At 68.2% G+C, this 18,767-nt stretch carries 17 protein-coding genes; 5 read left to right on the top strand and 12 right to left on the bottom strand.

Going from position 1 to position 18,767, the window contains the following annotated elements:
- Positions 1-38: 38 nt before the first annotated feature.
- From LMJ29_RS19355 to LMJ29_RS19345, 3 genes are read right to left on the bottom strand one after another with little or no spacing between them, the layout of a single operon-like run.
- Positions 39-2,060: a transglutaminase TgpA family protein gene (locus LMJ29_RS19355; RefSeq protein ID WP_229607147.1), complete on the bottom strand. Its 2,022-nt coding sequence runs from the start codon at positions 2,058-2,060 to the stop codon at positions 39-41.
- Positions 2,057-3,037 (bottom strand): DUF58 domain-containing protein, encoded by a 981-nt coding sequence (locus LMJ29_RS19350; protein WP_229607146.1) that lies wholly within the window; start codon positions 3,035-3,037, stop codon positions 2,057-2,059. Before LMJ29_RS19350 ends, LMJ29_RS19355 begins: the two co-directional genes overlap by 4 nt.
- Entirely contained in the window at positions 3,037-3,954 is a 918-nt protein-coding gene (locus LMJ29_RS19345; protein ID WP_229607145.1) for an AAA family ATPase, read from the bottom strand. The genes LMJ29_RS19350 and LMJ29_RS19345 overlap by 1 nt, the downstream gene beginning before the upstream one ends.
- A 292-nt stretch (positions 3,955-4,246) precedes the next feature.
- Between LMJ29_RS19345 and LMJ29_RS19340 the strand changes: the two genes are divergently transcribed.
- On the top strand, positions 4,247-6,949 hold the full coding sequence (locus LMJ29_RS19340; RefSeq protein ID WP_229607144.1) for a cation-transporting P-type ATPase: 2,703 nt from the start codon (positions 4,247-4,249) through the stop codon (positions 6,947-6,949).
- A gap of 45 nt (positions 6,950-6,994) precedes the next feature.
- Here LMJ29_RS19340 and LMJ29_RS19335 read toward each other — a convergent pair whose 3' ends face one another.
- From LMJ29_RS19335 to LMJ29_RS19320, 4 genes are all read right to left on the bottom strand, one after another.
- On the bottom strand, positions 6,995-7,801 hold the full coding sequence (locus LMJ29_RS19335; protein WP_229607143.1) for a transglutaminase family protein: 807 nt from the start codon (positions 7,799-7,801) through the stop codon (positions 6,995-6,997).
- The gene (locus tag LMJ29_RS19330; protein WP_229607142.1) at positions 7,798-8,742 is read right to left on the bottom strand and encodes an alpha-E domain-containing protein; all 945 of its coding nucleotides are present in this window, start codon (positions 8,740-8,742) and stop codon (positions 7,798-7,800) included. Before LMJ29_RS19330 ends, LMJ29_RS19335 begins: the two co-directional genes overlap by 4 nt.
- Before the next feature lie 13 nt (positions 8,743-8,755).
- Complete coding sequence (locus tag LMJ29_RS19325; protein WP_229607141.1) at positions 8,756-10,195, bottom strand: circularly permuted type 2 ATP-grasp protein; 1,440 nt, start codon at positions 10,193-10,195, stop codon at positions 8,756-8,758.
- Positions 10,196-10,457: 262 nt separating this feature from the next.
- Positions 10,458-10,796, bottom strand: coding sequence for a ribonuclease E inhibitor RraB (locus tag LMJ29_RS19320; protein ID WP_229607140.1), 339 nt, complete (start codon positions 10,794-10,796; stop codon positions 10,458-10,460).
- 752 nt (positions 10,797-11,548) lie between these two features.
- On the opposite strand from LMJ29_RS19320, the gene LMJ29_RS19315 reads away from it, so the two are divergent.
- The 4 genes from LMJ29_RS19315 to LMJ29_RS19300 all read left to right on the top strand — a co-directional run bounded on the left by LMJ29_RS19315 (position 11,549) and on the right by LMJ29_RS19300 (position 14,497).
- Positions 11,549-12,172 carry a DUF922 domain-containing protein gene (locus tag LMJ29_RS19315; protein WP_229607139.1) on the top strand — a complete coding sequence of 208 codons (624 nt, stop codon included), beginning with the start codon at positions 11,549-11,551 and terminating at the stop codon, positions 12,170-12,172.
- Between the two features lie 173 nt (positions 12,173-12,345).
- Positions 12,346-12,828, top strand: a complete 483-nt coding sequence (locus LMJ29_RS19310; protein WP_229607245.1) for a GNAT family N-acetyltransferase — start codon at positions 12,346-12,348, stop codon at positions 12,826-12,828.
- Between the two features lie 201 nt (positions 12,829-13,029).
- Positions 13,030-14,094 (top strand): NAD(P)H-dependent flavin oxidoreductase, encoded by a 1,065-nt coding sequence (locus tag LMJ29_RS19305; RefSeq protein ID WP_229607138.1) that lies wholly within the window; start codon positions 13,030-13,032, stop codon positions 14,092-14,094.
- 184 nt (positions 14,095-14,278) lie between these two features.
- On the top strand, positions 14,279-14,497 hold the full coding sequence (locus LMJ29_RS19300; RefSeq protein WP_229607137.1) for a DUF1059 domain-containing protein: 219 nt from the start codon (positions 14,279-14,281) through the stop codon (positions 14,495-14,497).
- 166 nt (positions 14,498-14,663) lie between these two features.
- Here the strand turns inward: LMJ29_RS19300 and speE are convergent, their stop codons facing one another.
- From speE to LMJ29_RS19275, 5 genes are all read right to left on the bottom strand, one after another.
- Positions 14,664-15,524, bottom strand: coding sequence for a polyamine aminopropyltransferase (gene speE / locus LMJ29_RS19295; RefSeq protein WP_229607136.1), 861 nt, complete (start codon positions 15,522-15,524; stop codon positions 14,664-14,666).
- A 153-nt stretch (positions 15,525-15,677) separates the two neighbouring features.
- Positions 15,678-16,361, bottom strand: a complete 684-nt coding sequence (mtnC, locus tag LMJ29_RS19290) for an acireductone synthase (RefSeq protein WP_229607135.1) — start codon at positions 16,359-16,361, stop codon at positions 15,678-15,680.
- A 2-nt stretch (positions 16,362-16,363) separates the two neighbouring features.
- Positions 16,364-16,909 (bottom strand): 1,2-dihydroxy-3-keto-5-methylthiopentene dioxygenase, encoded by a 546-nt coding sequence (locus LMJ29_RS19285; protein WP_229607134.1) that lies wholly within the window; start codon positions 16,907-16,909, stop codon positions 16,364-16,366.
- 29 nt (positions 16,910-16,938) lie between these two features.
- A complete protein-coding gene (locus tag LMJ29_RS19280) occupies positions 16,939-17,559 on the bottom strand; it encodes a methylthioribulose 1-phosphate dehydratase (RefSeq protein ID WP_229607133.1) in 621 nt (206 codons plus the stop codon).
- On the bottom strand, positions 17,559-18,740 hold the full coding sequence (locus LMJ29_RS19275; protein WP_229607132.1) for an MFS transporter: 1,182 nt from the start codon (positions 18,738-18,740) through the stop codon (positions 17,559-17,561). Before LMJ29_RS19275 ends, LMJ29_RS19280 begins: the two co-directional genes overlap by 1 nt.
- Positions 18,741-18,767 lie beyond the last annotated feature (27 nt).

The following is an 18,767-nucleotide window of genomic DNA, read 5'->3' as shown; positions in this document are numbered from 1 at the left end:
CCAGCGTGGGCCTTAGCGAGCATAGCAGCCGCCGCGCCTCAGCCGCCGCGCACGCCGGCCGAAGCGTTACCGGTGCGCCACCAGGGCCGCCACGGCAACTGCCGGCGCAGGCGACCCAGCAGTCGACGCAAGGCGGCCGGATCGGCCGCCGCATCGGCATAGCGCTGATGGGCGAAGCGCTGGGCGAAGGCGCGGATCTCCGCGGCCTGCCCGGGCAGCGCCAGGGCGGCCCGCTCGGCGAAGGCCAGCGGCCCCTCCCCGGCGCCGCGGCGCACCCCCTGGCGGGCCAGCAGGCGCTCGAAGCGCCGGTACTGGCGCAGCAGCGGATCGTGCGGGCGCTTCCACGGCTTGAGCAGAACGAGCGCCAGGCCGCCGAACAGCAGCCCGAGGCAGGCCAGCAGAATCATTCCGATGCGTGCCGGGTCGACATTGCCGAACCAGCTTTCCAGCAGCTTGAGCTGTTCGGCGCCCTGGTAGCCGAGCACCTTGCGCTGCCAGGTGTAGTTGAGGTTGTCCCAGGACAGGCGCAGCTGATTGAGCCACTCGACATGCCGGTAGCGCAGCGGCGACAGCGGTGCGTCGGCGAGGAAGGTGTCCTCGGCCGGCAGGGCCTGCTGCAGGCCCTGCTCGATGCGCGTCGGCGCCACCTGGAAGGTGGGATCGGCGCTGATCCAGCCATGGCCCGGCAGCCAGTACTCCACCCAGGCGTGGGCGTCGAACTGATTCACCTGCACGTAGTTGCCGGCCGGGTTGACCTCGCCCCCCTGGTAGCCGGCCACCACCCGCGCCGGGATGCCCGCCGCGCGCAGGACGAAGGTCATCGCTCCCGCGTAGTGGGCGCAGAAGCCGCGCCGGGTGTCGAACAGGAAGTGATCGACCGTGTCTTCGCCGGCCAGCGGCGGTTTGAGGGTGTAGTAGTACTCCTCGCGGGCGAAGTGGCCGAGCAGATCGTCCACCAGCCCCTGCGGGTCGCCGCCATGCCGAGCCTTGAGCTCGGCCGCCCACTGCCGGGCGCGCGGGTTGCCGTGATCGGGCAGCTGCAGGGCGACGTCCAGCCGCGGACTGCCCTGCACCTCGCGCCGTGCCTGCGGCCAGGAAGTGACGCTGTAAAGCAGGCTCTGGTCGACGGGACGGCGGCGCTGCAGGCGGAAGTCGCCCATCTGCCGGGTGTGTTCCAGATCGGTGGTCGCGGTGTCCAGGGCGAACAACCAGGGCTGGCCGCTGGCCTGCATGACGATGCTGTAGGACAGCGACGGCCCTTCGGGCCGCCAGTCGGGGCGACTCCGCGTCATCTCGTCCAGTTGCGACCAGCGCCGGCCATCGAACTGCTCGAAGGTCAGCGCGCGCCAGTACAGGTCGCGGCGGGGCGGAATCGGTCCGGCGAAGCTGGCGCGGAAGGCCAGCGCGGAAGACTGGCTGAGTTCAGCGATATCGCCGGGGGTCATGCTCTCGGCCAGGCCGCGGCTGCCGCCCGTCCCCGGCATCGGCACCGACCACAGCGGGCCGAGGCGCGGAAACAACACGAACAGCACCAGCATCAGCGGTACGGCCTGCAACAGCAGGCTGCCGGCCAGCCGCAAGGTCGGCCAGGGCTTGTCGCTCAGGCCGCTCTGCTGCAGGCCGATCAGCGCCGCGAGCAGCGCGGTCACCGGCAGCAGGCTGTACAGCGCGGCCGGCAGACCGTCGTCGAACAGGTAGCTGGTGAGCACGGTGAAGAAGCCGAGGAACACCAGGACCAGAGCGTCGCGGCGGGTCTTGAGCTCCACCAGCTTGAGCAGGAAGGTGGACACCAGCAGCGCCACCCCGGCATCCAGCCCCATCAGCGAGCCGCGCGAGGCGTACACCCCCGCCGCGGCGGCGATCAGCATGAAGGCCTTGGTCAGCCCGCCGGGATAGTTGGTGCGCTGGCGGAACACCTGGATACGCCAGGTGGCGCAAACCAGCCACAGGCCGCCGATCCACACCGGCAGATGGAACAGGTGCGGCAGGATCACCAGCACCTGCGCGACCAGCAGCCAGAGCAGGCTGATGCGCGGAATCGGCAGAGGTGTCTTCTTCATGGCTGCCTCCCCTGCGCCGCGGCCGGCAAGCCGAACAGGGCCAGATCGCGCAGGCAGAGATCACGCTGGGCGCCGCCCAGCGCCGGCGGCCGGCTCACGCCCGGCAGGCGCAGGCCGAACGGCTGGCCATGAGCGGTCAGGTGCACCACCCAGTGGCAAAGCAGCGACAGCCGCGCCTCGCGGTCGCCGCCCAGGCTGTCGAAGTCCAGCCACAGGTCGTGGCTGTGCAACTCGGTGAAATCCTTGACCAGCAGCCCCTGGCCGCGCGACCAGGCCTTCCAGTGCAGGCGGCGGCGCGAGTCGCCGCTCTGCCAGGGTCGCAGTCCCTGGAAGTCGTCCACCCCGCTGCGCTGCGCCGCGCTGCCCGGTTCGTCATCGTCCTCGCCGACGCCACCGGCCGGCGGCAACTCGCCCGAAACGGGCCGCGGGTAGACCAGCGCGGCCAGGTCGAGATCGACCCAGCTCCAGGCCACCAGCAGACCTAGCGGAAAGCGGCTCTCCACGCGCAGGCGCGGCGCACGCAGCCAGCCGCGCTGGCCGGCGGGCAGGAACAGTTCGACCTCGCCGCTGCCATCCGCCGCGACGTCCAGGCGCTGCAGCGCCGCCGGCGGCCAGCCCAGGGCGATGCCGCTGTGCGCGCGCCCACTGCTCTGCAGGCGCACGCGAAAACACGCCTGCTCGCCGGCGAACACCGGCGGCGCCTCGCCGGCGGCCAGTTGCAGGCCGGCCAGGTTGCGCCAGGTGTGCAGGATGGTGATCAGCCCCAGCGACAGCAGCAGGAAGGTCAATCCGTAGGCCAGGCTGTTCTGGTAGTTGATCGCCGCCAGCAGCATGACCAGCAGCGCCACGCCGAACAGCAGGCCCTCGCGGGTCGGCAGGATGAAGATACGCCGCTGGTCGAGACGGACCTGGCGAGCCGGCGGGATGCGCTTGGCCAGCCAGCGCTCCCGGCGCGAGGCGAACAGACGGGACGACATCAGAACGGCGTCACTTCGCGCAGCAGCCACTGCACCAGGGCGCCGCCGCCGTGGCCGGCCGGATCGGCCGCATCGCGCAGGCGATGGCCGGCCACCGCCGGCAGCACCGCCTGCACGTCCTCGGGAATCACGTAGTCGCGGCCCGCCAGCATCGCCCAGGCGCGCGCCGCGGCGAGCAGCGCCAGGCTGCCGCGCGGCGACAGGCCGAGGGCGAAGGCCGGTTGGCTGCGGGTGGCCTCGACCAGGCGCAGTACGTAGTCGATCACCGCCTCGCTGGCGTGGATGCCCGGCACCTCGGCCTGGATGCGCGCCAGCGCGGCATGATCGAGTACCGGTTCGAGGCGCGGCAGCAGGTCGCGGCGCGCCTCGCCGAGCAGCAGGGCTTTCTCCGCCGCGCGCGCCGGATAGCCGAGGGAGATGCGCATCAGGAAGCGATCGAGCTGCGACTCGGGCAGGGCGAAGGTGCCGCCCTGGCTGACCGGGTTCTGCGTGGCGATCACGAAGAACGGCTCCGGCAGCGGCCGGGTCGCGCCCTCGATGGTCACCTGGCGCTCTTCCATCGCTTCCAGCAGCGCGCTCTGGCTCTTCGGCGTGGCGCGGTTGATCTCGTCGGCCAGCACCAGCTCGGCGAAGATCGGCCCCGGATGGAAGATGAACTGCCCATTATCACGATTGAACACCGAGGTGCCGAGGATGTCGCCCGGCAGCAAGTCGGAGGTGAACTGGATGCGCTGATAGCTGAGGCCGAGGACCCGGGCCAGGGCATGGCTGAGGGTGGTCTTGCCCATCCCCGGCAAATCCTCGAGCAGCAGGTGGCCGCGCGCCAGCAGACAGGCGAGGGCCAGGCGCACCTGCCTGTCCTTGCCCAGCAGTACCTGATTGACCGCGGCCAGACAGCTTTCCAGTTGGGTGCGCATCGCATGCTCCGTTTGCGTAAAGCATTGATCGTACTGGGCCAACCGCGTCGGGCAAAGCGCCGCGCAGCAAAATTGCCGGTGACTTGGCGATCCCCCTCCGGCTGCAAGTATTGCCGGATATTGCCGGATATTGCCGGTGCCGCGCCGGGGCGCGGGACTGCGACCGCGTTCTCCCAGCGCGCATGGACCCGTCCCCAGCCGCGAGCTAAGGTCGTGACATGAGGCCGCCACTCACCGATGCAATCCTGTCTCCTCCGCGGTCCACCTTCGCCCAGTCGCAGGGAGAATGCGCATGTCCAGCAAACCGCCAGAGGATTGGCACGCACAGCCCCCCCAGCAGTGTCTCGAACGGCTGCACGCGCGGACCGCCGGCCTCGACAGCGCCGAAGCGGCGCGACGGCTGCAGGAGCACGGCCCCAACCGGCTGGCCGAGGCCCGCGGACCGGGCTGGCTGCAGCGTCTGCTGCGCCAATTCCACAACCTGCTGATCTACGTGCTGCTGGCCTCGGCGGCGCTGGTCGGCCTGCTCGGCGAGTGGCTGGACTGCCTGGTGATCCTCGGCGTGATCGCGATCAACGCACTGGTCGGTTTCCTCCAGGAGGGCAAGGCCGAGCAGGCGATGCGCGCGATCCGCACGCTGCTGACCCTCGATTGCCGGATACGCCGCAACGGCGCGGCCTGCGTGCTGCCGGCCGAGCAGCTGGTGCCCGGCGACATTGTCCTGCTCGAAGCCGGCGACCGCGTGCCCGCCGACCTGCGCCTGCTGGAGTGCCGCGACCTGCGCATCGACGAGGCGATGCTCACCGGCGAGTCGCTGCCCGCCGACAAGGCCTGCAGCGCGGTGGAAGGCAGCGCCAGCCTCGGCGACCGCCACTGCATGGCCTACTCCGGCACCCTGGTCAGCGCCGGACACGGCGCCGGCGTGGTGGTCGCCACTGGCGACGCCACCGAACTCGGCCGCATCAGCGGCCTGCTCGAACAGGTGGAGAGCCTGCAGACCCCGCTGCTCGGCGACATGCAGCGCTTCGCCCGCCAGCTGACCATCGCCATCCTCGGCCTCGCCGCCCTGACCTTCGCCGTCGGCACCCTGTGGCACGCCTATGCGCCCGGCGACATGCTGATGGCTGCGGTGGGCCTGGCCGTGGCGGCGATCCCCGAGGGCCTGCCGGCGGTGCTGACCATCGTCCTCGCCCTCGGCGTGCAGCGCATGGCCCGCCACCGCAGCATCGTCCGTCGCCTGCCGGCGGTGGAGAGCCTGGGCGCGGTCACGGTGATCTGTTCGGACAAGACCGGCACCCTCACCCGCAACGAGATGACCGTGCAGCAGGTGTTCACCACCAGCTGCAGCTACCAGATCGGCGGTGTCGGCTACGAGCCCTGCGGCAGCCTCAGCAGCCAGGGCAGCCGGCTCGAGCCGCAGCAGGCCGACGACCTACTGGAGCTCGCCCGCGCCGGGCTGCTGGCCAGCGGCGCCAGCCTGCAGCACACTGCCGAGGGCTGGCGGATCAGCGGCGATCCCACCGAAGCCGCGCTGCTGACCCTGGCCGGCAAGCTCGCCCTGCGTGCCGAGCACGAGCTGGCACGCCTGCCGCGGGTCGACAGCATCCCCTTCAGCCCGGAACTGCGCTGCACTGCCAGCCTGCATCACGATCACGCCGGTCACGGCCTGATCTATCTGTTCGGCGCTCCGGAGCGCCTGCTCGAGCTGTGCAACCGGCAGTGGCGCGACGGCAACCCCGAAACCCTCGACCCGCGCCACTGGCACAGCCGCCTGGAGGAAGGCGCCACCCTCGGCCTGCGCATGCTCGGCGTGGCCATGCGCCCTCTGGCCAGGCCGCAGGCCGAGCTGAACTACGCCGACCTGGAGGGCGACTTCATCCTCCTCGGCCTGGTCGGCATGCTCGATCCGCCGCGCGACGAGGCCGTCACGGCGATCGCCGCCTGCCGCAGCGCCGGCATCGCGGTGAAGATGATCACCGGCGACCACGCCGCCACCGCCCTGGCGATCGCCGGACGCCTGGGCCTGGATAGCGGTACCGCGCTGACCGGGGCGGAGATCGACCGACTCGACGACGCCGGTCTGGACGCGCGCCTGGCGCACACCGCGGTGTTCGCCCGCACCAGCCCGGCGCACAAGCTGCGCCTGGTGGAGCGCCTGCAGGCGCGCGGCGAACGGGTGGCGATGACCGGCGACGGGGTCAACGACGCCCCGGCACTCAAGCGCGCCGACATCGGCATCGCGATGGGCATCAAGGGCACCGAGGCGGCCAAGGAGGCCGCGCAGATGGTGCTGGCCGACGACAACTTCGCCACCCTCGCCCGCGCGGTCGCCGAAGGTCGCACCGTCTACGACAACCTGCGCAAGTCGATCCTGTTCATCCTGCCGACCAGCGCCGGCCAGTCGCTGGTGCTGCTGGCCGCGATCGTCCTGGGTCTGACCCTGCCGATCACCCCGCTGCAGATCCTCTGGGTCAACATGGTCACCGCGGTGACCCTGGCGCTGGCGCTGGCCTTCGAGCCGGCCGAGGGCGACCTGATGCACCGTCCGCCACGCGACCCGCGCGAGCCGCTGCTGTCCGGTCAGCTACTGTGGCGCCTGCTGTTCGTCGGCCTGCTGCTGAGCGGCGCCAGCCTGGGCATGTTCATGCATGCCGAGCGGCTGGGCCTGCCGCTGGAGGTGGCACGCAGCCTGGCGGTCAATGCCCTGGTCGCCGGGGAGATCGGCTATCTGTTCTGCGCCCGCCGCCTGCTCGAACCGGCCGGCTTCGGCCTGCGCGACAACCCGATGGTGTGGACGATGGTCGCCCTGCTGCTGCCCCTGCAGCTGGCGTTCACTCACTGGGGGCCATTGCAGGCGCTGTTCGGCACCGCCGCGCTGGATGCGCGCGGCTGGGGCCTGGTGGCCGCCTGCGGACTGGGGGTGCTGGTGCTGGTGGAGGTGGAGAAGTGGCTGTTGCGCCGGCTGCGCGCGCATCGGCGAACGCAGCCGGATTGATCGCCGTTCGCCCCGGCCCGCATACGGCGCCCGGGCGCGGGGGAATCACTGCTCCTGGCTGGGCAGCTGGTTCTGCAGCAGCGGCGCGCTCTGCACCTGGGCGTGCATCTGCTCCTGGCCGCCGCGACGCATGCCGCGCACCGGGCAGGCGTCCAGGTAGTCGAGACCGACAGCCAGCTTGATATGCCGCTCGGGACGGGTCAGCTGGTTGGTAACGTCGAAGCTGTACCAGGCGCCGTCGATCCAGACCTCCGCCCAGGCGTGGCTGGCCAGCTGCGGGCTGCCGGCGGTGCACAGGTAGCCGGACACATAACGCGCCGGGATGCCCAGGCTGCGGGCGCAGGCCAGGAACACGTGGGTGTGGTCCTGGCACACGCCCAGGCCCAGGGCGAAGGCCTCGGCCGCAGTGGTCTCGACCTCGGTGACGCCGGGGCTGAACGGCATGCGCCGGTGCAGCGCCGCCATCAGCTCGATCAGCGCGGCACGGTCGCGGCGCGCGCCGCACACCTGGGCGGCGAACTCGCGCAGGGCGGCATCCGCCGTGGTCAGCCCGGTGCAGCGCAGATAGGGCAGCGGCGAGACCGGATCGCTCTCGCTCTCGCAGCTTTCGTCGATCTCCACCTGGCCGTGGGCGCCGATGACGATGGCCTGGTGCGGCTCGTCGAGGGTCAGCACGTGCAGGATGTTGCCATGGCCGTCGCGCTGGGCACGGGCGCTTTCCGGCAGATCCAACTGCCAGTCGAGCACGCGCTGGCGCGCGCTGTTCTGTGGGGTGAGGCGCAGGTACTGGATGCTCGCGCGCACCCGCTCGGCATAGCGGTAGGTGGTGTCGTGATGGATGGCAAGCCTCATACAGCCTCCAGATAGGCGCTATGGATGGCGTTGGCCAACTGGCGAACCAGCAGGATGTAGTCGTGGATCCAGGCCTGCAGGCCTTCCTCGAGCACTTCCTCGACACCGGTGAAGCGCAGGCGCGCCTCCAGTTCGGCGGCCATGCGCTGGGCCGGGCGGCCGTTGGTGCCGGGGATCTCGGCGAGGATCTGACTCAGCGTGGCGATGCAGGTGCGCAGCGAGCGCGGTACCTCGGCGCGCAGCAGGAGCAGCTCGGCCACCTGCGAGACCTTGGGCGAGCCGCGGTACAGGGCGGCATGCGCCTCGTAGGCCGACAGCGCGCGCAGCAGGGCGCTCCACTGATAGTAGTCGCGTGCGGTGGATTCGCACGGCGGCGCGTCGCCCATCAGCTGGTTGCGGGTGTCGAGCAGGCGCAGGGTGTTGTCGGCGCGTTCGATGAAGGTGCCGAGACGAATGAAGCGATAGGCGTTGCCCCGCATGATGGTGCCTTCGGTGGCCCCGCGGAACAGATGGGAGCGCTCCTTGACCCACTCGCAGAAGTTGCTGGCGCTGAAGTTGGCCGGCGCCTGCTCGGCGATGTGGCGCATCTCCAGCCAGGTGGCGTTGATGTTCTCCCAAATGTCGGCGGTGATCCGCCCGCGCACCGCGTGGGCATTGGTGCGCGCCGCGCGCAGGCAGCTGTAGAGGCTCGCCGGGTTGTCGGCGTCGAGGGCGAAGAAGTGCAGGATGCGCTCGGCGTCCAGCTCGCGGTGGCGCTCCAGGTAGGCGTCCAGGGTACCGGTGATCAACAGCGGCATGGCCAGCTCTTCCAGGCCATCGCCCCGACCGCCCTGCGGCATCAGCGACAGCGAATGGCTGACATCCAGCATCCGCGCCATGTTTTCCGCGCGCTCCAGATAGCGCGACATCCAATACAGATCGGCAGCAGTACGACTCAGCATGACGGCTTCTCGCTCAGACTTCGCGTGATTCGGAGGCTACGGTCGAATCCTCGACCACCCAGGTGTCCTTGGTGCCACCGCCCTGCGACGAGTTCACCACCAGGGAGCCCTCGCGCAGGGCCACGCGGGTCAGCCCGCCCGGCACCAGGCGCACCTGCTGGCCGGACAGCACGAACGGTCGCAGGTCGATGTGCCGCGGCGCGATGCCGCTTTCCACGAAGGTCGGACAGGTCGACAGGCTGAGGGTCGGCTGGGCGATGTAGGCCGCCGGGTTGGCCTTGAGGCGGGCGCGGAAGGCTTCGATCTCGGCTTTGCTCGCGGCCGGACCGACGAGCATGCCGTAGCCACCGGAGCCCTGGGTCTCCTTGACCACCAGGTGCTCCAGGTTGGCCAGCACGTGCGAGAGCTCGGCCGGCTTGCGGCACTGCCAGGTCGGCACGTTGGCGAGGATCGGCTCCTCGTCCAGATAGAAGCGGATCATCTCCGGCACGTAGGGGTACACCGACTTGTCGTCGGCCACCCCGGTGCCGATGGCGTTGGCGAGGATCACCTTGCCGCTGCGATAGGCGGAGAGCAGGCCGGGCACGCCGAGCATGGAGTCGGGATTGAAGGCCAGCGGGTCGAGGAAGGCGTCGTCGATGCGCCGGTAGATCACGTCGACCGGCTGCGGGCCGGCGGTGGTGCGCATATATACCCGATCGTCGCGCACGAACAGGTCGGCGCCTTCGACCAGCTCGACACCCATCTCGCGGGCCAGGAAGGCGTGTTCGAAGTAGGCGCTGTTGTAGCGCCCGGGAGTGAGCACCACCACGCTGGGATTGTCGACCAGGCTGGCGCTTTTCAGGGTGTCGAGCAGCAGGCTCGGATAGTGGTTGATCGGCGCGATGCGTTGGCCGGCGAACAGCTCGGGGAACAGGCGCATCATCATCTTGCGGTTTTCCAGCATGTAGGAAACGCCGCTCGGCGTGCGCAGATTGTCCTCCAGCACGTAGTAGGTGCCATCGCCGTCGCGCACCAGATCGACACCGGCGATGTGCGCATAGAGATCGTGGGGCAGATCGAGCCCCTGCATGGCCAGCTGATAGCCCTCGTTGGCCAGCACCTGCTCGGCGGGAATGATGCCGGCCTTGACGATGCGCTGGTCGTGATAGAGATCGGCGAGGAACATGTTCAGCGCGCGCACGCGCTGGATGCAGCCGCGCTCGACCTGCTGCCATTCGCTGGCGGGGATGCTGCGTGGGATGGTGTCGAAGGGGATCAGGCGCTCGGTGCCCTGCTTGTCGCCATACAGGGTGAAGGTGATTCCCGCCCGGTGAAACAGCAGATCGGCCTCGCGGCGGCGTTGTTCGACCAGTTCGCTCGGGGTGGCCGCCAGCCAGCGGGCAAAGGCTTGATAATGCGCCCGGCATCCGCCCTGGGCATCGTACATCTCATCGTAAGTGCTGCGAACCATTATCGCACGCTCCCTGTTTGTGCCTCTTGCCTTAGCAAATGCAAGGCCCGGGCCAACCGATAAATTCCTTTAAGTTCAGCAGCTTATGCAAAATGCAAGGCACGGAAGCACCAAAACGGCGCATCCGTAACCAAGAGACGTGCGTTGAGAGCATCAAAAGAACGCAAGCGGCCTCCGCAGCTTGCAGCTGAGACGAAATCGCTTCTGCTTGAACATACCACCGTGAGCATTGCGAACGCGATCACAGGATCGCGCGCACCATTCAGGGTCGCTTGCCCTCCACTTCCTGGGTCACTCCCCAGCCGTCGAGCACACCTCCCAAAGGAGTGACCAGCGCCTGCAGGTCGTTCTCGAAATCGTCGATGCCGGCATGGGTGGCGTACATCACCTTGCTCACCTGCAGGTGCCAGGCCCCGTCGCGGTAACTGACCTGGGCGTTCATCGACTCGCCACGAAAATTTCCCGCCGCCTGCCGCGCTCGCGCCTCGTCCGGAAAGATGGCGTAGAACTCGATCGGATGGACCCGGGCAAAATCGAACCCCCCTTCCCTCATCCGGCGCAGCACGCTACTGCTGATATCTTCTGGAGCGACAGTTGCCATTGCACGCACTCCTCCGCTGATTTAGATCGGATGCGGATCCACATCGTGATCAGCCTAGCCGCAAATGGCCTGGACCGTGCAGTCGAGAGCGCCTCCCCGACCGCCGGCCACGACATGCCGACATTCCTCACCCCGCCCAGTGCATGACCGCCCGGGTGACCACCGATGCTCCGCAGGCCGCCACCTCGCTCCCGATTACCGTTCGTCGCGTGATTCGCGCCAAAACGCATTAATCGGCACGCCCATCGGCACGTCGCCGCAGCAGCGAGCCACAAATTCGCCGGGAAGCTGTCGTCCTGCAGCGTCAAGAAAACATTTCTCCTGAACGATCCCACCCTTCAAAGCGCAGACAACCGCCAAGGGCCATGACCAGGCGTGACTCCACGAATGCCATAGTCGGAGTGAAATTCCTTGTAGATCACTTAAATCGTCTTACAGATAGTACGACCGGGAAATAAGCAGGAGAAAATTACTTCAAGCCATCCAAGACAATTACTAGCACTAAATATCTACCACTCCAAAAACAACAATTTATTGTCGATACTTTATCGACGATAAATTTATTCCCAATAAAAGACCAGAAAAAGAATTGCCAAACATCATATAAACCCGCCCACCATCGCCACTTTCGCCCTCTGCTAACTTCAAGTCGCACAATCAAAAAACCCTCGAACATTTTTGTTCTCCGCAGGCCGGTAGTTCCTGCGGCGGGTTCGGCTTGCCCGGCGAAAACATGCAGGAGGCGTGGGAGCATGGAAAACCTCATCGGCATTTCGAGCGGTCGCCCGCTGCGCATGGGACTGGCCAAGGCTCTATGGACGAGCGTGCTGGCAACGCTGGCTCTTGCGCTGATAGCCCCCGAAGCGCACGCCGAGATCGGCGAAAAACTCGACTACACCGACTATCCCGTACCGGCTAGCGATGAGAATTCGCTGGGCATGACGCTCAACCGCAACTCGCCGATCCGCCATGACGGCCTCACCTATCATGCCAATACCACCTGGACGGTGAACTGGAGTTATAACTGGATTGAAGAGAACGGCTATTGCCGGCTCAGCAATGTCGTCACCAACCTGCACGCCGTCATCAAGTTGCCACGCCTGGAAGGCGGCGATAGCGGTATACGCGAACAGTTCGACCAGTATCTGGAAGCCTTGCACCAGCACGAACTGGGGCACTACGAGATCAGCCGCAAGGCGGCCCTCGACGTCGATCGCGAGCTGCGCGCCCTGCCGGTAATGGCCAACTGCCAACGCCTGAACGACACCGCCAACCGCGTCGCCCACCGGGTCGTCGCCCGCTACACCGAAGAAGAGCGCACCTACGACCTGGTCACCGTGCACGGCCGCCTGCAGGGCGCTCGCCTGGATCTGTGAGCGAGCCGGCCGCGGGCAGCGCCCGCGCCGCGCACGAATCTGGGATAATGCCGGCCCTCGCTGCCGACGCGGCTTGACTTCGCACCGCAGGAGCTCCCCGAGAAGCCCTTCGCGCTGCGCTTCCGCTTTCCAGATTTATTGTCCCCGAGCTCATGAACTACCACCTGCGCCCCATGGCCGAGCACGACATCCCGGCCGTGCTGGCTATCCAGCAAGAGTCCTACGCCAGCGAACTGCTGGAGAGTGCCGAAATCATCCGCCAGCGCCTGCTGGCCGCCCCGGACCTGGCCTGGGTCGCCGCGGACGCCTGGGGCGTATGCGCCTACCTGTTCGGCTATCGCTCGCGCGCCGGCAAGGTGACGCCGCTGGACGGCGCGTTCGCCGAACCGACGGACGCCGACTGCCTGTACCTGCACGATCTGGCGGTGAGCGGCCGCGCCGCCGGTCGCGGCATCGGGCCGGGCCTGGTGCAGCGGCTGCTCGAACAGGGACGCGCCAGCCGCCTGCAGTACTCCGCGCTGGTCTCCGTGCAGGATTCGCAGGGTTTCTGGAGCCGCCAGGGCTACGCCGAGCATGCCGGGCTGGACGACCGCCAGCAGCGCAACCTGGCGTCCTACGGGGTGCCGGCGGTGTACATGGTCAAGGCCCTGCATTGAGGGCAAACTAGTGGCCTGTGCGGTTAGTTGGTTAACTCAAGTTCGGATGACCATGGCTCCGAGACAAGGCGCCGCGACGAGTCATAGCAGGGCTATGGCGAGGAGTGGCAACGCAGTATCGGGGCTATGGGCGCCGAAATTGACTAACTGAACTAACCAAACAGGCCACTACCGCCCCAGTTCAGTGCAGGAAGCCCCGCAATGTCCCGTCCAGACAATGCCTTCACCCGCCTCGTCGGCATCCGCCACCCGTTGATCCAGGCGCCCATGGCCGGCGGCGCGACCACCCCGCAGTTGGTCGCCGCGGTCAGCAACGCCGGCGCGCTGGGCTCCTTCGCCGCCGCCACCCTGGCCCCGGCGGCGATCCGCGAGGGCGTCGCGCGGGTGCGCGAACTCACCGAGCGGCCGTTCAACGTCAACCTGTTCATCCTCGACGACCCGGCGCCGAGCGAGGAGGAAGTCGCCCAGGCCCAGGCGCGCCTCGACCCGCTGCGCGCCGAACTGGGCCTGCCCCCGGGCGGGCGGCCGGCGCGCTTCTGCGAGGACAACCGCGCGCAGATCGAAACCGTCCTGGAGCTGGCGCCGCCGGTGGTCAGCTTCACCTTCGGCATCCTCGACGCCGCCACGGTGGCGCGCTTCCATGCCGCCGGCTGCCTGGTGATGGGCACCGCCACCACGGTGGCCGAAGCGCGCGCCTGGCAGGCGGTCGGCGCCGATCTGGTGTGCGCCCAAGGCTGCGAGGCCGGGGGTCACCGCGGCAGCTTCCTCGGCGACCCGCAGCAATCGTGCATCGGCCTGATGGCGCTGCTGCCGCAGATGGTGGCGGCGGTGAACATTCCGGTGGTGGCGGCCGGCGGGCTGATGGACGGCCGCAGCATCGCCGCCAGCCTGCTGCTCGGTGCGCAGGCCGCGCAGCTCGGCACCGCTTTCCTGTGCTGCCCGGAGTCGGGCATTCCAGCGATCTGGAAGGAGGCGATCCTCGCCGCCGGCGACGACAGCACCCGGCTGACCCGCGCCTTCTCCGGCCGCCATGCGCGCGGCATCACCAACGACTTCATGCGTCGCTTCACCAGCATGGAGGACCAGGTGCTGGCCTACCCGGTGCAGAACGCGCTGACCGGCGACATCCGCCAGGCCGCGGTGCGCCAGGGACGCAGTGAATATCTGTCGCTGTGGGCCGGACAGGGCGCCGCGATGGCGCGTCCGCTGCCGGCCGCCGAACTGGTGTGCCTGCTGATGGAGGAGCTGGCCGCCTGCCGCGGCTGAAGGCCGGACCGCTCGGCGGAAATAAAGTTCCCTGCTCTTGCGGCCCCGGCTGGCGACCTATACTCAAATCAGAGCCGGATGAGTCTGGACTCCAACAACAAGAAGCCCGGAATTATCGACTCCAAGGCCCTGCTTCCTGATTCAGGGGGCAGGAGTCAGCCTTAGCGATCTGGAGGGCGCCATCATGTCCAGGTACTACATCGATTGCCGGGACTACCCGGGCGACGTGAAGTGCACAGTGGCACTGGCCGCCGACACCAAGGAAGAGCTGCTGGCAGCTGTTGTCGAGCACGGACGTTCCGTGCACGGCTACGAAGACACGCCGGAGTTCCGCAACCAGGTCATGCAAGGGATGAAGGAAGGCACGCCGCCTGTAGAGGCCGAAAAAGCCCGCGCGGCGTGACCAGCGACCCACCGGGAAGCCAGCCGTCTCCCGGACCCGTACCCTCGGCGATGCGATGCGAGGCGGGTCAGTGCACAGACAGCAAACGACGGCAGCATCCCGTCTGAAAAAAGAGAAGGGGCCCTGATCAGGCCCCTTCTCTTTTTTCGTGTCCGCCAAGCGGTGTTCAGTCGTTGCTCGGCTTGTGGATCGCCTGCAGCACGTACTGCGGCAGGGCGAAGGCGCCCTGGTGGATCTCCGGGTTGTAGTAGCGGGTGACGATGCCGCTGCCGGCGAAGCGCTGGCGCAGGGTCTCCAGCGGCAGTTGGCGGTACTCGGCCCTGGTGCTGCCCCAGGCGAAGGTCATCGAGCCGCCGATGTAGGTCGGCACCGCCGCCATGTAGAAGTGCCAGTCGGCGAACAGGCCGTGCATGCGCGAAGCGGTGGTCTGCACTTCGCCCAGCTGCATGAAGGGCGTGCCGTTCTGGGTCACCAGAATGCCGCCGTCGTTCAGGCAGCGGCGGCAGGCCTCGTAGAAGTTCTCCGAGAACAGCACCTCGCCCGGACCGATGGGATCGGTGGAGTCGGAGATGATCACGTCGAACTTCTCCTCGGTGGTGGCGACGAAGCGCATGCCGTCGTCGATCACCAGGTTGAGACGCGGATCCTCGAAGGCACCCTTGGAGTGGTTGGGCAGGAACTGCTTGCACATGTCGACCACGGTGCCGTCGATCTCGACCATGGTGATGTGCTCGACGCTGGCGTGCTTGGCCACCTCGCGCAGCATGCCGCCGTCGCCGCCGCCGATGATCAGCACGCGCTTGGCCAGGCCGTGGGCGAGGATCGGCACGTGGGTGAGCATCTCGTGGTAGATGAACTCGTCGGCTTCGGTGGTCTGGATCACGCCGTCCAGCGCCATCACGCGGCCCATGCGCGCGTTCTGGAAAATCACCAGATGCTGATGCTCGGTGCGCACCTCGTGCAGCATCTGGTCGATGCGAAAGCGCTGACCGTAGCCGTCATAGAGTGTTTCCTGATAATCGCTCATGCCGTATTCCTTTGTAAGTTATTGAAGATGAAAGAATTCTAGCCAGAAATGGCAAGGTCCGCCGTGGCCCGCTGGAAAGTTGGCGACAGTGTGGGGCGGCAGGATGACCAATGCATGGCAAAACGGCCGGCCCGCGCAGGGGCCGGCCGCTATTCAGAACTGCGTCGGCTCGATGGCCGCGAAGCTGGCCACGGTACGGTGGCCGGCCAGCTCGCCGCCCTCGCGGGCCAGGCCGCAGGTGGCCATGCCGGCGGCGCGCGCGGCGTCCAGTTCCTGCACCACGTCGGAGAGGAACAGGATCTCGCCGGCCGGACGACCGATGGCGGCGGCGATGCGCGCATAGGACGCGGCTTCGCGCTTGCCGCCGCTGGTGGTGTCGAAGTAGCCGGAGAACAGCGGCGTCAGGTCGCCCGCCTCGGAGCAGCCGAAGATCAGCTTCTGCGCCTGAATCGAGCCGGAGGAGTAGACGTACAGGTCGAGGCCGGCGGCCTTCCAGGCCTTGAGCGCGTCCACCGCATCCGGGTAGACGTGGCCCTTGAGCTGGCCGGCGCGGTAGCCCTGCTCCCAGACCATGCCCTGCAGCGCCTTGAGCGGGGTGGCCTTGCGGTCGGCGGCGATCCACTCCAGCAGGATGGCGATGACCCGCTCGACGTCGGCACCCGCCTCGCCGCTCTCGGCGCGCACCGCCGCGATCTGCGCGGCCACCGCCGGCTCGTCGGCATGGCCGCGCACGAAGTCCGGCAGGTGCTTGACCGCGAAGGGGAACAGCACGTCGAAAACGAAGCTGACCGCGCTGGTGGTGCCCTCGATGTCGGTGAGGATGACTTTGATCGGCACCGTCAGTCCTCCAGCGGCGGGAAGGACTTGGCGATGGGGTCGCCGGTGAACTTGGCGACCCAACCTTCGGGGTTGTTGAACAGGCGGATGGCGACGAAGTGCGGCTCCTCGCCCATGTCGAACCAGTGCTTGGTGCCGGCCGGCACCGAGATCAGGTCGTTCTTCTCGCACAGCACCGCGTAGACGTGGTCACCGATGTGCAGGGTGAACAGACCGCGGCCGGCGACGAAGAAGCGCACCTCGTCCTCGCCGTGGATGTGCTCGTCGAGGAACTTGGCGCGCAGTTCGGCCTTCTGCGGGTGCGTGCGGTCCAGGCTGACCACGTCGACGGTGACGTAGCCCTGCTCGGTCATCAGCTTGTCGATCTCGTGGCGGTAGGCGGCGATCACCTCCTCCTGGCTGGCGCCGGGAGCGATGGGCGCGTTGGCCTGCCAGCGCTCGAAACGCACGCCGGCCTCGGCCAGGGTGGCGGCGATGTCCTCGGCGTGGGTCAGCACCTTCAGCGGCTGCTGGGGGGTGGATTCGTGGTAGACGCTCAGCCAGCTCATGGCAGCTCCTTGTTCGGTCGACGGTTCGCTCAGCGACCCAGCACCTGGCGGGTCTTCAGTTCGCATTCGAAGAGGAATTCGAAGGCCTCGATCTGCCGCAGCGCATCGCTCATCTGCGGCCCCCAAGTGTAAAGGCCGTGGCCGCGGATCAGGTAGCCCACGCAGTCCGCATGCGTATCCAGCCATTGCTGCACCTTGCCCGCCAGGCGGGCGATGTCCTGGTCGTTGGCGAAGATCGGCACCAGCACCTGGCCCTCGTGGGTGGTCACCCCGGCGAAGGCCTTCTGCAGCTCGTAGTCCTCGAGCAGCAGGTGGTCGCCCTCGGTGAGGCGAGACAGCACGGTGGCGTTCACCGAGTGGGTGTGCAGCACCGCGCCGATGTCGGCACGCCAGGCGTACAGCTGGGTGTGCAGCAGGGTCTCGGCCGAGGGTTTCTTGCCCGGCTCCAGGCTGTTGCCGGCGAGATCGGTGGCCAGCACGTCGTGCTCGGTGAGCTGGCCCTTGTGCTTGCCGGACACGGTGAGCAGCGCCCGATCGGCGTCCAGGCGCGCCGAGTAGTTGCTGCTGGTGGCCGGCGACCAGCCGCGACCGTAGAGGAAGCGGCCGGCCTCGATGATCTGGCGGGTGAGGAGTTCGCGCTGGTCGGTCATCAGGGGGTCTCGAGGATCGGTGATTCAGGAAGCCGCGCCGGCTCGGGCAGGCGGAGGGCAATGATAGCGGCCGCCGCCAGCGCCGCCAGGCTGGCCAGCGCGAAGGTCCAGGCCGGGCCCAGGCTGGTCCAGCTGTAGCCGGCGTACAGCGCGCCGAGCGCCCCGCCGACGCCGGACAGCGCGGCGTACAGCGCCTGGCCCTGACCCTGCTGGCGGGCGGCGAAGCTGTGGCGGACGAAGTGGATGGCGGCGGCGTGGAAGCTGCCGAAGGTGGCCGCGTGCATGGTCTGCGCCAGCAGCAGCACCGGCCAGTGGTCGGCCAGGTTGCCGAGCAGCAGCCAGCGCAGCGCCGCCAGCAGCAGGCTGGCGAGCAGCACCTGGCGCACGGAAAAGCGCGCCAGCAGGCGGGCCATCACCAGGAACACGAGGATCTCGGCGACCACGCCGAGCGCCCACAGCCAGCCGATCTGGGTGCGGCTGTAGTCGAGGCTCTCCAGGTGCAGGGTGATGAAGGTGTAGTACGGGCCGTGGCTGAGCAGCATCAGCGCCACCGCGCAGTAGAAGGCCGGCACGCCGGGGCGACGCAGCTGCTGCAGGAAGCCGCCGCGTTCGGCCTCGCCGGCGTGGCCCTGCGGCTGGGCGTTGGGAATCCACAGGCTGCTGAGTGCGATGGCCAGCATGATGGCGGCCACCGCCCACGGATAGGCGTCCAGGCTGACCCGCTCGAACAGCGCGCCGAGGCCGACCACCGTGCAGATGAAGCCGATCGAGCCCCACAGGCGCAGCTGGCTGTAGCGCGCCGCCTGCTCGCGCAGGTGGGCCAGGGTGATGACCTCGAACTGCGGCAGCACGGCGTGCCAGAAGAAGGCGTGCAGGGCCATCACCAGCGCCAGCCAGGCGTAGTCGCGGCGGTAGAAGATGCTGGCGAAGCTGAGCAGGGTCAGCAGCGCGCCGAGGCGCACGATCAACAGCCGGCGGCCGGTATAGTCGCCCAGCCAGCCCCACAGGTTGGGCGCCACGCAGCGCATCAGCATGGGGATGGCCACCAGCTCGCCGATACGCGCGGCGGAGAAACCGAGGTGATGGAAGTACAGGGCGAGGAACGGCGCCGTCGCGCCGAGCAGGGCGAAGTAGCTGAAGTAGAAGCCGGACAGGCGCCAGTAGGGCAAGGCGGAAGTCATGCTCGTCCCGCAGGCTGGAAGCCGGCC

The sequence above is a fragment of the Pseudomonas oryzagri genome (genome assembly GCF_020831405.1).
GTDB lineage: Bacteria > Pseudomonadota > Gammaproteobacteria > Pseudomonadales > Pseudomonadaceae > Geopseudomonas > Geopseudomonas oryzagri.
This window is presented reverse-complemented; position numbering and strand designations above follow the sequence as displayed.